Origin of the sequence: Consotaella salsifontis (genome assembly GCF_900167365.1) — a bacterium.
In the GTDB taxonomy this organism is placed as follows: domain Bacteria; phylum Pseudomonadota; class Alphaproteobacteria; order Rhizobiales; family Rhizobiaceae; genus Consotaella; species Consotaella salsifontis.
The window spans coordinates 433972-447257 of record NZ_FUXL01000002.1 but is presented as its reverse complement, the minus strand read 5'-3'; the positions used below and the strand labels follow the sequence as shown (position 1 = coordinate 447257).

Here is a 13286-nt window from a genome sequence, read left to right as displayed (position 1 = left end):
CGTTCCTCGGCGGCGAGGCGCTCGCGCTCGACCTCCTGGCGCCGGCGCGTCTCCTCGGCCTCGGCCTCCAGCTGCTTGGCCTTGATGCCGTTGTCCTTGAACACCTGCACGGCGCGGGCCATGGCGCCGACCTCGTCCTTGCGGTCGATGCCGTCGATGGCGGTGGAGAGGTTGCCTCCCGCCAGCCTCTGCATGGCGGATTCGAGGCCCTTGATGGGGCGGATGAGCCAGGCGCGGAAGGCGAAGAATGCGCCGGCAACGACGATAACCAGGCCTGCTAGAATGATCGCGTAGGTCGTCTTGACGATGGTGTCGGATAACGCGGAAATGTCGTCGCTTTTCGTCTGTGCCGTTTTGATCAGATCGTCCTGAATGGCGGTCGTTTGCTTCACAAAATCCGGGAACAGGGGCTGGCACTGCGACAGATACGTCGTCTGCGAGGCCACGACATCCTCGATGGCGACGGCCTTGGCGGCTTGGTCGATGGCCGAGGAACAGTTCTGATCGATGATCTGCAGGCCCTTGCTCTTCAGGTCCTTGAGTTGCTGAAGTTCGGGCATGGCGGCACTGGCCTTGTCGGACGCATCGATGAACCGGCTCCTCATATCCGCCATCTCGGCGGAGGCGCTCTTGTTGATGGCCTCTGAGCGGGACATCAGAAGGTCGGCGATAGCGGCGCGGGCGCCCAGCATCGACCGGTTCATCCTCACGATCTGCAGCGCGGCCGTCGATTCGCGCTCCAGCATGCTGCTGTAAGCGTGATCGACGCTTTGCAGCTGCGATCCGCTGTAATAGGCGACGCCAAGCGCGAAAGCGCCGAACGCCGCCATCACGAGCAATAGCTTGCCGATAATAGGTATGTTCTTCATGAGGCTCACCAACAACGCCGCAATACAACAAAACGCGCCGAATGGAGCGCGGTCGGCGATAACAGTACCGACGGGCAAAGTATAAAAGCTTAACAGGGATGGAAATACATAGATTGGCTTTAGAGATAATCAGAGAAGTATAATTTATTGAGCATTCTTGCCTAGGGGTGCATCGCCAGGTGACGCCGGCTCCTGAATGCGGCAGCCGGCGATCTTGCGGCGTGCTCTACCGAGCCATTGCAGCTTCGTATTCCTCCGAAGCGGCCATTTTTCCTCGGCTTCGGAAAGAGCGCGCGGCCTCGCTCTTCCTGTGCGCATATTCGCCCGCCTTGCCGGGATCGCGCGTATAGAGCTTAGGGTTGGCGAGCTTGTCGCCGAGATCGGCCAGGATGCGCTGAAGGCGATGCATCTCCGCCTCCAGCGCGTCGATCTTCTTTTTGAGAGGCTTCGACGCCTCGCGCTTTTCGGCGGCCGCGCGGCGCTGGTTGGCTTTCGAGACGGAGAGGCGCTTTCCCCTGAGGCCGCCTTTTCGGTATCGCGGCCGGCCGAAAGGATGAGCTTGCGATAGTTTTCCGGGTCGCCGTCATAGGCCGTGACGGTGCCGCCCCGAACCAGCCACAGCCGGTCGACCGTCACCTCAATGATGTGACGGTGGTGGCTGGCGATGATCGCCGGCCGCCCCTCGTCTTGTTTGATCAGAATTCCTTGTCTGGTCAGAACTCTTCCCATCCGTCGTCGCCGCCGGACTTGGCCGGGGCGCCGTCGGTTCCGGTCGCCTTCATCGCGGACGCCGGACGCGGGGCGGCCTTTGCCGCCGCCGGACGGATCGGCGTTGCCGCGCGCAACACGGGAGGCGCGCTCTGGCGGCGCGCGGTGCGCGCGCCCTGCGTCTGATGGCCGGCGCTCGCTGCCGTGCGGAACTGCGCGATCAGCTGCGCCAGGTTGTCGGTCTCGGCGGCGAGCGACTGCGCCGCCGCCGTCGTTTCCTCCACCATCGCAGCATTTTGCTGCGTCACTTTATCCATCTGGTCCGCCGCCTGGCTGACCTCCTTCAGCGACACCGCCTGCTCGCGCGCCGACCGTGCGATCTCGGACACCTCGGCAGACATGGCGGCAACTTCCGAAACGATCTGCTCCAGGCTCTTGCCCGACGCCGTCACCAATTCCACGCCGCGACCCACTTGCTCGCCCGACTTGGAGATCAGGTCCTTGATCTCCTTGGCGGCCTCGGCGGAGCGCTGGGCGAGCGCCCGCACCTCCTGGGCGACCACCGCGAAGCCCTTGCCCGCCTCGCCGGCGCGCGCTGCCTCGACACCTGCGTTCAAGGCGAGCAGGTTCGTCTGGAAGGCGATCTCGTCGATCACCCCGATGATCTTGCCGATCTCCTCCGACGACCTTTCGATCTCGCTCATCGCCTCGACCGCCTGGCCGACGATGGCGCCGCCTTTCTCGGCATTCTTCTGCGCGGTCTGGGCGGATGCCTGGGCGCGGCTGGCGCCTTCGGCCGTGTCGTTGACGGCGCGCGTCACCTGACCGAGGGCCGCAACCGTCTCCTCCAGGCTCGCCGCCTGCTGTTCGGTGCGCTGGGCGAGATCGTTGGATGCCTGGTTGATTTCGCCGAGGCCGGAGCGGATCGAGCCGATCGAACCGACGATCGAACCGAAGGTGGCCTCGAGCGTCTCCACCGACCCGTTGAACTGAGCACGGATGACCTCGTAATCGGCCGCGACCGGCCGCGCCAGGCGCACGGTCAGATCGCCATCCGCCAGCTGGGCAAAGCCCTGTTCGATGTCGGCGACGAAGGCCGAGAGTTCTTGCGCCTTGGCACGCTCCTCGGCAGCCTGGCGCGCCTTTTCGGCCTCCTGGGCGTGGCGGGCTTCCGCTGCCTCGGCCGCGAGCCGATCCTGTTCGATCGCCGCCAGCCGGAATGTTTCCACCGCCTGAGCCATGTCGCCCACCTCGTCGCTGCGATCGCGGTGCGGAATGGCGATGCTCTTGTCGCCGGCGGCCAGCTGATGCGCTGTGCCAGCAATCGCGCTGAGCGGCCGGGCGATGCCGCGGGCGATGAACCAACCGGCGGTGCCGAGCACGATCAGGATGACGGCGATCCATGGGGCGATCGCCAGCACCTTTTCCCAGAAGAGCTGATCGAAATCGTTGGTGTAGGCCCCCGTGCCGATGACCCATCCCCATTCGGGCACGGCAGCGGAATAGCTGAGCTTGGGTTCGGGGTCGGCTCCCGCCTCACGCGGCCATTGATAGGCGGTGTAGCCGCCGCCGCCCTTGGCGACGCTGACCATGTTCTGAAAGACCGGGGAGCCTTCCGCGTCGCGGACCGCGTAAAGCGACTTGCCCACCATCGACGCATCGGCATGGGCGAGAACGCGGGCGTCGTAGTCCAGCACGTAGACATAGCCGTCGGCGCCGTACCGGATCCGTGCGATGGCTTTCAGCGCATAGGACTGCGCGTCGTCCGCGGGAATGGCTCCGGAGGCCGCCAGCGCCTGGAACGACTCGGCGATGGATCGCGCGGACGCGACCTGAGCGTGGAGCAACTCGGTGCGATCCTGCACCGCCAAGTCTCTCATCGAAACTAGTTGAATAAAAGAAAGAACGATGCTTGCGCAAATCGAAAGGGCGACGAGGAAGGTCAGTTTTCCGGAAATTTTGATACGCATGACAGAGAGCTCAACATCGGGATCTGTGTTGTTGCAATCTGTGCTAGTACTCTCTGCTTAAAGAATGTTGTGCTGGCGCGGCAGATGAGTGTGGCGGGATGCCGCATAGATATTACGAATATTCGATATAGCTGGCTACCGAGCCGGTGCTGCTGTGAGGGCACCGGCCGATGAGCGGTGGATGCGATCCGGTCAGCGGACCGTCGGGCGCGGCAGGGCGGTCACGGCTACCGTCATTCAGCGGCCATGGCGGTCTCGTGTTCCTCTGTGAGGGCCAGCCATTCCTCCTCGGCTGCTGCCAGCGCCTTGGTCGCGTCGGCGCGCTGCTTGGCGAGCTCGGCAGCCTTGGCCGGGGCGCGACTGTAGAGACCAGCATCCGCCAGCTTCTCGTCCAGGCCGGCAAGCGTGCGTTGCAGGCGCTCGATCTGGCTTTCGGTCGCGTCGATCTTCTTCTTGAGGGGCTTCAGCGCCTCGCGCTTTTCGGCAGCCGCGCGCCGTTGGTCGGCTTTCGAGACGGTAGGGGCGTTATCCCCTGAGGCCGCCTTGTCAGCATCGCGCCCGACCGAAAGGATGAGCTTGCGGTAGTCCTCCAGGTCACCGTCGTAAGCCGCGACGGTGCCGTCCCGGACCAGCCACAGCCGGTCGACCGTCGCCTCGATGATGTGGCGGTCGTGGCTGATGATGAGGACCGCGCCCGGAAAGTCGTTGAGCGCGCGAATAAGCGATTCACGTGCCTCGATGTCGAGATGGTTGGTCGGCTCGTCGAGAATGAGAAGGTTCGGCGCCTCGAATGTCGCCAGTCCCATGAGAAGACGCGCCTTCTCGCCGCCCGACAGGCTGTCGGCGACGGTGTCCATCTTTTCGGTCCTGAGGCCCATCTGCGCGACGCGCGAGCGCACCGCCGGCTCGGGAGCCTCCGGCATCAAACGCCGCACATGCTGGACGGCGCTTTCCTGGGGGCGCAGATCGTCGATCTGGTGCTGGGCGAAATAGGAGATCTTCAGCCCCGGCGCCTTGGTCAGCGTGCCCTCCTGTGGCGCGAGCCGGTCGGCAAGAAGCTTGGCGAAGGTCGATTTGCCGTTGCCGTTGGCGCCGAGCAGCGCGATTCGGTCGTCGGTGTCGATGCGCAGCGACAGGCGCGACAGCACCGGCTTGTCCGGCTGGTAGCCGACCTTGGCCCTGTCGATAGCGATGATAGGGGAGGCGGCCCGCTTCTCCGGCGTGGGGAAGACGATGGGGATGACTTCTTCCTCGACCACGGAAACGAGCGGCTTCATGCGTTCCAGCGCCTTCAGGCGCGATTGCGCCTGACGCGCCTTGGTCGCCTTGGCGCGGAAGCGCGCGACGAAGGCTTCCATGTGGGCGCGCTCGGCCGCCTGCTTGGAGATCTGCTTTTCCAGAAGCTCTAGCTTCTCGGCCCGCTGCCGCTCGAACTGATCGTAGCCGCCGCGATAGAAGACGAGCTTCTTCTGGTCGAGATGGACAATGGAATCGACGGCGTTGTTCAGGACGTCGCGATCATGGCTGATGAGCAGCACCGTATAGGGATAGCGGGCGACGAAATTCTCCAGCCAGAGCGTGCCTTCCAGGTCGAGATAGTTGGTCGGCTCGTCGAGCAGCAGAAGGTCGGGGCGCGAAAAGAGCACCGCCGCCAGCGCCACGCGCATTCGCCAGCCCCCCGAGAAGGAGGAGACGGGCCGCTGCTGCGCCTCATGGTCGAAGCCGAGGCCGGAGAGGATGGCGGCCGCGCGCGCTTCGGCCGAATGGGCGTCGATATCGGTGAGGCGCATCTGGATTTCGGCGATGCGCATGGGGTCGTGGGCAAGCTCGGCCTCGGTCAGCAGCGCCGCGCGCTCCTCATCGGCCTGGAGAACGATCTCGATCAGCGATTCGCTGGTTCCCGGCGCTTCCTGGGCGACCTGACCGATGCGGGTGCCCTTGGGGACGGAAATGCTGCCGCTTTCGGCGGCAAGATCGCCCGTGATCACGCGAAAAAGGGTGGATTTCCCGGCGCCGTTGCGCCCCACCAGCCCGGTCTTGGCGCCGGCCGGCAGCGTCAGGGACGCGTGGTCGATGAGGAGACGGCCGGCGATGCGTGCCGAAAGGTCGGTAATCTGGAGCATGGCGGGCTTTTGCCATCGAATGCGGCGCGGCGGAAGAGGCGGGACGCCGCCATATTGGCTCCGCCGCGCATTGCGCTATGGTGACGCCTATAGCCAGCTAGGCTTCGCGACCAAACCCCAGGAACGACGACCATGGCCATTTTGCTCTACGAACTCGTCGGCCGCGATGCCCAGCGCCCGTTTTCACCGCACTGCTGGAAGGTGAGGATGGCTCTTTCTCACAAGGGCCTCGACTTCGAGACGGTGCCCGTCCCCTTCACCGAGATACCGACGATCGAGGGCGGGGTGACGAAGATCGTGCCGCTGATCCGGGATGGCGATCGGCTGGTCGCCGATTCCTTCGCCATCGCCCAATATCTCGACGAAGCCTATCCCGACCGGCCGACCTTGTTTGGCGGGCCAGGGGGCGTCGCCCTGTCTCGCTTCGTCGAATCCTGGTCGCAGCGCACGATCCATCCGGTGGTGACGAGTTTCGCCGTCCGCGACATTCATGACTTTCTGGCCCCGGTGGATCAGGCCTATTTCCGCGAGGACCGCGAGCGCAAGCTCGGGGCCCGGCTGGAAGAGGTGCAGGAAGGACGCGAGGGGCGCGTAGACGGTTTCCTCAAGGCGATCGCTCCGCTGCGCGCGCTTCTCGAGCGCCAGCCCTTCGTCGGCGGCGAGGGACCGCTGTTTGCCGACTACATCGTGTTCGGCGCGTTTCAGTGGCTGCGGGTCGCCTCGTCCTTCCAGCCGCTGCCGGAGGGCGACGCCTTGTCTCAGTGGTTCGAGCGCTGCCTCGATCTCTATGGCCAGGCCGGACGAAAGGTGCCCGCCGCGGCCTGAGCCAAGCGTCCCACACCTTGCCGCTGCGAGCGCGCGCGGCTATAGAGCCGCCACGACAAGACCCAGCAAAGCGAGCGAGAGGAAACAGCGCGATGGCGATCGAACGCACTTTTTCGATGATCAAGCCGGACGCGACGCGGCGCAACATCACCGGCGCCATCGTCAAGATGCTGGAAGAGGCGGGCCTCAAGGTCGTCGCTTCCAAGCGCGTGTGGATGAGCCGGCGCGAGGCCGAGGGCTTCTACGCCGTTCACAAGGAACGCCCGTTCTTCAACGAGCTCGTCGAGTTCATGTCGTCGGGGCCGACTGTCGTCCAGGTTCTGGAGGGCGAGAACGCCATCGCCAAGAACCGGGAAGTCATGGGCGCGACCAATCCCAAGGACGCCGCCGAGGGAACGATCCGCAAGCTCCACGCGCTGTCGATCGGCGAGAACTCCGTTCACGGCTCGGATGCCGCCGAGACGGCCAAGGTTGAGATCGCCTACTGGTTCTCCGAAACCGAGATCGTCGGCTGAGCGCGAGTCGCTTTCCGTTAGAGCGGGATGAGTTGAGCTCTGTTCATCACCCTGCTCATTCTTCTTCTGTGCGCATGATGATTTCCGAAAACCGGTTCCCGCTTTTCGGGATCGTGCTCTAGATCAGAAAACGCCGGTCATCGAGCCGGCGTTTTTATTTCACTTTTTGCCGATCAGCTTGCTCATGTTGATGCCAGTGACGCGAAACCCTGTATTTTCATAGAGACGTTTTGCGCCGTCGTTATCGGCGGCAACCCTCAGCCTGATCTGCTCAATGCCGGCTTGCGTGAGTTCCGTCTCCAACAAGGCTAAAGCTTGCCGTCCAAGCCCCTGACCTCGATATTCCGGCCTGATATAAAAATCGTATACGAAGGCACTCCGGTCATCCGATTTGGCGCTATACCAGAGATATCCGACCAGCTGCTCCCGCGCGTCGTCCGCCAACGTTAGGCAGATCAGCGAAGCCTCTGGCGTCGATACACCGTCGGGCAAGTTGGCAGCGATCTCTTCGCTAGCCTTGATGCTGGATGCTTCGGCAGAAAGACCAAAATTTGCGGCGATTTCGGCAGCATAATCGGCAATGAAGTAGGAGAGATAGGCCGGAAATTCGTCGGCTCTCATGGGGCGCATTGTAAGCATCCACGAGCTCTCCTTTCATAACCAAGCAGCAAATCACTTGGCTGCGTTGGTTTCCGTGTCACGAAACCGCTGGCTGGGCGCAAAGAGAAAGAGGTCTAACGCCACCGCTCTAAAGCGGTGTCGTCCTCGTGTTTGGCTTCAACCCAGCCGCCGACGGTCCCGTCGATGAGATGCTCGCGCTTCCAGAAGGGCGCGCGGCTCTTCAGAAAATCCATCAGGAATTCGGCGGCCTCGAAAGCAGCCGCGCGATGAGCCGAGGCGCAGGCGACGAGAACGATCTCCTCGCCCGGCGCAATCTTCCCGTAACGGTGGATGACCTTGGCGGCCAGCAGCGGCCAGCGCTCGGCGGCCTGCTTGGCGATACGCCCGATCTCCTTTTCCGCCATGCCCGGATAATGCTCGAGCTCCAGCGCGGCGAGCTTTCCATCTTCGCTGCGGCAGTAGCCGGCGAAGGTCACGACGCCGCCGACATCGCCGCTCAAGGCAAGTTCGGCCGTCACCGCTGCAATGTCGATGCGACCCGACTGGACGGAGACGCTGGGCTCGATGCTCACTTGGTTCACCCCCCTGTCATGGGCGGGAAGAGAGCGATCTCACGCGCCCCGGAGATCGGATCGGAATGGTCCGCATGCTCCTGGTCGATCGCCACGCGGATGACCTCGGGCGCCTGAAGTGCCGCTTCGTAATGCGCGCCGCGCCCCCGCAGCCAGCGCAGAAGGTCCTTGACGGTGATGATGCCGGCAGGAAGCTCGACCTCTTCCTCGGCGAGCCCGATCCGATCCTTGATCCATGCGAAATAGACAAGCTTCATGTGAGGCTCTCCCATCATAGAGGTGATCGCGGATTGTCACAGCCGCCGTCCTTCGGCAACCCTCATCCGAGGATGGACCATCGCGGCCTAATCGTCGATGTGACGTAGACCCGCACGGAAGTAGTCATAGCCCGTATAGAGCGTGATCAAGGCGGAAAACCAGAGAAGCACGATCCCTGCCTGGGTGGTGTGGGAGACGATCTTGTCGGCGGCGGGACCCGCGAGCAAAAAGCCGATGGCGATCATCTGGACGGTCGTCTTCCACTTGGCGAGGCGTGTCACCGGTACGCTGACCTTGAGCTCCGCCAGATACTCGCGCAGGCCGGAAACCAGAATCTCACGGCACAGGATGATGATGGCCGCCCATATGCTCCATCCGGCGATGGTGCCGTCGGCGGCGAGCACCAGCAGGGCGGCGGCCACCAGAAGCTTGTCGGCGATGGGATCGAGCATCCGCCCGATGGTCGAGGTCTGCTGCCAGGCGCGCGCCAGATAGCCGTCGAAGAAGTCGGTGATGCTGGCGGCGACGAAGAAGAACAGCGCCCACCAGCGCGCGACGTCGGTGCCTTTCAGCGTGCCCTCGATGAAGAAGCACAGGACCACCAGCGGCACCGCGACGATGCGCGCATAGGTCAGCATATTCGGAAGATTGGTTGCGCGAGATCTCATCAGGACGCCCGGTTCGCTCAGCGTTCGGCGAGGCTTGTTCAACTCCGGCGACGGCCGTTCGTCAACCGATGAAGCGTATCGAATTGTATGGCCGTCGGCCCTCCAGGCGAGCCTTCGCCCGCCCTCGGCTCATTCCGGACCTATGGCGACGTGCCGGACTCGTTGAAATGAGCATAGACAAGACGCGCCGTGGCTTCGGATATCCCATCGACCTTTCTGAGATCGGACATGGCCGCTCTCGCCACCGCCTTGGCCGTGCCAAAATGGCGAAGGAGCGCCCGCTTGCGCGTCGGGCCGATGCCTGGAATTTCGTCCAGCGGGTTCTTCAGCATCTCCTTCTTGCGCCGCGCCCGGTGTGATCCGATGGCGAAGCGGTGCGCCTCGTCGCGCAGCCTTTGCACGAAGTAGAGCACCGGGTCGCGCGGCGGCAGCGAGAAGGGCTCGCGCCCCTCGGTGACGAAGCGCTCGCGGCCGGCGTCGCGGTCGACGCCCTTGGCAACGCCGACGAGCGCGACGCGGTCGGCAATGCCGAGTTCGCCAAGCACCGCCTTGACCGCCGAAATCTGCCCCTTGCCGCCGTCGATGAGCAGCAGGTCCGGCCAGGAGGGCATGGCCGTGTCGTCCGCCTCTTCGACCTCTTCCGCCGGCTCCGCGCCAGGCTTGTCGATCTCTGCGGGCACGCCGGCTTCCTTGATCAGCCGGGAGAAGCGGCGCGTCAGCACCTCCTTCATCATGCCGAAGTCGTCGCCGGGAGTGATGTCGGTCGAGCGGATGTTGAACTTCCGGTAGTGGTTCTTGGCGAAGCCCTCGCGCCCGGCGACGATCATCGCGCCCACGGCGTTCGTGCCCATGATGTGGGAATTGTCATAGACCTCGATGCGGCGCGGCGGGCGAGGCAGGGCAAAGGTCGCGGCCAGCCCTTCCAGCAGGCGCGCCTGGGAGGAGGTTTCTGCCAAGCGCCGGCCGAGCGCCTCGCGCGCATTGGCCAGGGCATGGGCGACGAGGTCCTTCTTCTCGCCGCGTGAGGGCACCGCCACCTGGACCCGATGGCCGGCGCGAACCGACAGCGCCTCGCCCAGGAGCGATTGTTCCTCGACATCGCAAGACAGGAGCACGAGACGGGGCGGCGGCTTGTCGTCGTAGAACTGCGACAGGAAGGCGCCGAGAACCTCCGATTCGGTCAACACGGGATCGGCCTTCGGGAAATAGGCGCGGTTGCCCCAGTTCTGGCCGGTGCGGAAGAAGAAGACCTGGATCGAGGTCTGTCCACCTTCCTGGTGGATGGCGAAGACATCCGCCTCCTCGACGCCCTGCGGATTGATGCCCTGGTGGCTCTGGACGTGGGAAAGTGCCGCCAGACGGTCGCGGAAGACCGCCGCCCGCTCAAAATCAAGCGTCTGGGACGCCTCGTCCATGGCGCGGGCCATGGCCTGCTTCACTTGGCTGCTGCGCCCGGAGAGGAAGCTTTTGGCCTCCTTCACCAGCTCGCCATAGTCGTCGAGGGAAATCTCGCGGGTGCAGGGAGCGGCGCAGCGCTTGATCTGATGGAGGAGGCACGGCCGGGTACGGGTCTCGTAAACCGAATCGGTGCAGGTGCGGATGAGGAAGGCGCGCTGAAGGGCGCTGATGGTGCGCTCCACCGAGCCGGCCGATGCGAAGGGGCCGAAATAGCTGGCGCCGGGCGCGCGACCGCCGCGATGCTTCATGATCGCCGGCGCCTCATGGCTGTCGCTGACGGCGATATAGGGAAACGACTTGTCGTCGCGCAGAAGAACGTTGAAGCGCGGGCGCAGGCGCTTGATGAGATTGGCCTCGAGAAGCAGGGCCTCGATCTCGGTGCGGGTCCGCACGAACTCCATCGCCCGCGTCTCCCGGATCATGCGGGCGATGCGGTTGGACTGCCCGGCGGGGCGCGTATAGCTCGTCACGCGCTTCTTGAGCGATTTCGCCTTGCCGACGTAAAGGACCGACTGGTCCTCGCCGAACATGCGGTAGACCCCCGGCGCATTGGGAAGGCGCTTGACGAAATGGGCGATGAGCTCGGCACCGATCAGCCCTTCGGGCGCATTGGTGCCTGCATCGCCCCATTCGATCGCCGGCCCCGCCTGCGTCGCTACCGTCTCCTCCTCGTCGAACTCCGCGGTCTCGCCGGGCTCCAGAGCGCTGTCGTTGTCGTTGGTTTCGGTCATTCTCTCTGCCGGTCTCGCTCGGTCCGGTTGTTTTCCACGGGGGCCTCGCCCAATAGGCGGCTCCTTGAAGATAGTGCGTGAGGCTTGGAATATCTGGTGTTTTTGTGCCTCGATAGCCACAGTTTTCGGCCAATTGCCAATTTGTAACCCGCTATCGGGGCTCAAGGGGTACCGCCTCGAACTTGAGCGATTATATTGCGATTGAGGAAAGTGTCGCGGGCCTATGGATGCGAGCGAATCGTGCAACGGCCAGCAGGATTGATACCATGAGATCGCTTCGGATAGCTTCGATCAGTCTCTGCGCGCTCGTAATCAGCGCGGGCGCGGCCTTTGCTGCCGACGCCGTGGTGGCCGAGCCGCCGGCACCGGCGCCGGTGCTCAACGAGCCCGTCCAGGTGTGGAGCGGGCCTTATGCCGGCGTGTTCGTCGGCTACGACTTCAAGAATGTCGATCAATCCGGCTCAGGTGCCTCCTTTGACGGAGACGGTTTCGTCGGCGGCGTCTACACGGGCTACAACTGGCAAAAGGGCTCCATCGTCTATGGCGTGGAAGGCGATATCGGCCTCTCCGGCGTCGATGCGGCGGGCTTCAATACAGCCACGGCCAGTGAGATAAACTCCGACGATTCCAACGTGTTCGGCTCGTTGCGCGGCCGCGTCGGCGTCGCGTATGATCCGTTCCTGGTGTTCGCGACGGGCGGCGTCGCCGTTGCCGAGAACGAACTCAAGATCGGCAACACGTCGGATAGCAACACCCATGTCGGTTATACGGTGGGCGGCGGCGTCGAGGCCAAGATCAGCGACAACATCACTTCGCGTCTGGAATACCGCTATTCCGATTATGGCAGCGAGGACTACGCCATCGGCGGAACCACCGTTTCCAGCGGCTTCGACGAGCATTCGATCCGCGCGGGCGTCGCGCTGAAGTTCTGAGTGTCCTGAACTGGGTTGCCAGGGGCGGCTGCTGACTGCCGCGTCCCGCGCATTCCCTCATCCGAAGACGACCGTTTTCCGCCCGTTCAGCATGACGCGATGCTCCAGGTGGAGCTTCACTGCCCGCGCCAGCACCCGCGCCTCGATATCCCGCCCGGCCGCCACCAGGTCGTCCGGGCTCATGGCATGGGTGACGCGCTCGGTCTCCTGCTCGATGATCGGTCCTTCGTCGAGGTCCGCCGTCACATAGTGGGCCGTTGCCCCAATCAGCTTGACCCCCCGCTCATGCGCCTGATGATAGGGACGCGCGCCCTTGAAGCTCGGCAGGAACGAGTGGTGGATATTGATCGCGCGGCCGAAGAGCCGGTTGGCGAGATTGTCGGAGAGCACCTGCATATAACGCGCGAGGACCACTAGATCGGCGCCCTCGCTGCGCACGAGATCGAGCAGGCGCGCTTCCTGGTCGGCCTTGTTCTCGCGCGTCACTGGCCAGTGGTGAAACGCGATCCCCTGCGCCTCGGCGATCTCTCGCGCTGCCTCGTGGTTGGAGACGATGGCCGCCACATCGGCGTTCAGCCAGCCCACCCGCACCTGATAGATCAGGTGTTGCAGCGTGTGGTCAAACTTCGACACCATGACGATCATGCGGGGGCGCCGGCTTTCGTCGGCCACCGCCGCGCGCATCTCGAAGCGGTCGATCGCCGGCTGAAGCTCGCGCTCGACGTTCTCCCGGGTCACGGCGGCCGGCGCGGTGAAGGCGATGCGCATGAAGAAGCGGTCGGTCTGGCGGTCCCAGAACTGGTTCGATTCCGCGATGTTGCAGCCGAGCGCCGCGAGTACGGTCGTCACCGCGGCGACGATGCCGGGCCGGTCGACGCAGGAAAGGGTGAGAACAAAGGTTCTGTCAGACACGGCTGATCTCTTGTGGCTGGGTCCTTCGCACCGTGTACAGGCTTGCCGCCGACGCGCAAGAGCCAATGCGCCATCCGCGTCCGCGATCTCCCGTCTTTGCGAGGCTGCAAGAAAGGAGGAATAT

At 64.0% G+C, this 13286-nt stretch carries 13 protein-coding genes; 3 read left to right on the top strand and 10 right to left on the bottom strand.

The features are described 5' to 3' along the window. From B5D38_RS04160 to B5D38_RS04145, 4 genes are all read right to left on the bottom strand, one after another. The coding region (locus B5D38_RS04160; protein WP_131829861.1) for a HAMP domain-containing protein at window positions 1-869 on the bottom strand (869 nt) is incomplete at its 3' end. Between the two features lie 226 nt (window positions 870-1095). Continuing rightward, complete coding sequence (locus B5D38_RS04155; protein WP_078707066.1) at window positions 1096-1278, bottom strand: hypothetical protein; 183 nt, start codon at window positions 1276-1278, stop codon at window positions 1096-1098. A gap of 304 nt (window positions 1279-1582) precedes the next feature. Beyond that, window positions 1583-3442, bottom strand: a complete 1860-nt coding sequence (locus tag B5D38_RS04150; protein ID WP_245318797.1) for a methyl-accepting chemotaxis protein — start codon at window positions 3440-3442, stop codon at window positions 1583-1585. A 338-nt stretch (window positions 3443-3780) separates the two neighbouring features. After that, entirely contained in the window at window positions 3781-5670 is a 1890-nt protein-coding gene (locus B5D38_RS04145) for an ABC-F family ATP-binding cassette domain-containing protein (protein ID WP_078707064.1), read from the bottom strand. A 132-nt stretch (window positions 5671-5802) separates the two neighbouring features. On the opposite strand from B5D38_RS04145, the gene B5D38_RS04140 reads away from it, so the two are divergent. Both B5D38_RS04140 and ndk read left to right on the top strand, forming a co-directional pair. Then, window positions 5803-6495, top strand: a complete 693-nt coding sequence (locus B5D38_RS04140; RefSeq protein WP_078707063.1) for a glutathione S-transferase family protein — start codon at window positions 5803-5805, stop codon at window positions 6493-6495. A 92-nt stretch (window positions 6496-6587) separates the two neighbouring features. After that, entirely contained in the window at window positions 6588-7010 is a 423-nt protein-coding gene (gene ndk, locus B5D38_RS04135; RefSeq protein ID WP_078707062.1) for a nucleoside-diphosphate kinase, read from the top strand. 159 nt (window positions 7011-7169) lie between these two features. On the opposite strand, the gene B5D38_RS04130 is transcribed toward ndk, so the two are convergent. The 5 genes from B5D38_RS04130 to uvrC all read right to left on the bottom strand — a co-directional run bounded on the left by B5D38_RS04130 (window position 7170) and on the right by uvrC (window position 11318). Next, complete coding sequence (locus B5D38_RS04130) at window positions 7170-7649, bottom strand: GNAT family N-acetyltransferase (RefSeq protein WP_078707061.1); 480 nt, start codon at window positions 7647-7649, stop codon at window positions 7170-7172. Window positions 7650-7744: 95 nt separating this feature from the next. Next, window positions 7745-8197 carry a molybdenum cofactor biosynthesis protein MoaE gene (locus B5D38_RS04125; protein WP_078707139.1) on the bottom strand — a complete coding sequence of 151 codons (453 nt, stop codon included), beginning with the start codon at window positions 8195-8197 and terminating at the stop codon, window positions 7745-7747. Window positions 8198-8208: 11 nt separating this feature from the next. Continuing rightward, entirely contained in the window at window positions 8209-8460 is a 252-nt protein-coding gene (gene moaD / locus B5D38_RS04120) for a molybdopterin converting factor subunit 1 (protein ID WP_078707138.1), read from the bottom strand. Window positions 8461-8547: 87 nt separating this feature from the next. Next, a complete protein-coding gene (gene pgsA / locus B5D38_RS04115; RefSeq protein WP_078707137.1) occupies window positions 8548-9129 on the bottom strand; it encodes a CDP-diacylglycerol--glycerol-3-phosphate 3-phosphatidyltransferase in 582 nt (193 codons plus the stop codon). 140 nt (window positions 9130-9269) lie between these two features. Beyond that, window positions 9270-11318 carry an excinuclease ABC subunit UvrC gene (gene uvrC / locus B5D38_RS04110; RefSeq protein ID WP_078707060.1) on the bottom strand — a complete coding sequence of 683 codons (2049 nt, stop codon included), beginning with the start codon at window positions 11316-11318 and terminating at the stop codon, window positions 9270-9272. Window positions 11319-11584: 266 nt separating this feature from the next. Here uvrC and B5D38_RS04105 point away from each other — a divergent pair, with 266 nt between their 5' ends. Further along, on the top strand, window positions 11585-12250 hold the full coding sequence (locus tag B5D38_RS04105; RefSeq protein WP_078707059.1) for an outer membrane protein: 666 nt from the start codon (window positions 11585-11587) through the stop codon (window positions 12248-12250). Between the two features lie 57 nt (window positions 12251-12307). Here B5D38_RS04105 and purU read toward each other — a convergent pair whose 3' ends face one another. Next, a complete protein-coding gene (gene purU, locus B5D38_RS04100; RefSeq protein WP_078707058.1) occupies window positions 12308-13162 on the bottom strand; it encodes a formyltetrahydrofolate deformylase in 855 nt (284 codons plus the stop codon). Window positions 13163-13286: the final 124 nt, after the last annotated feature.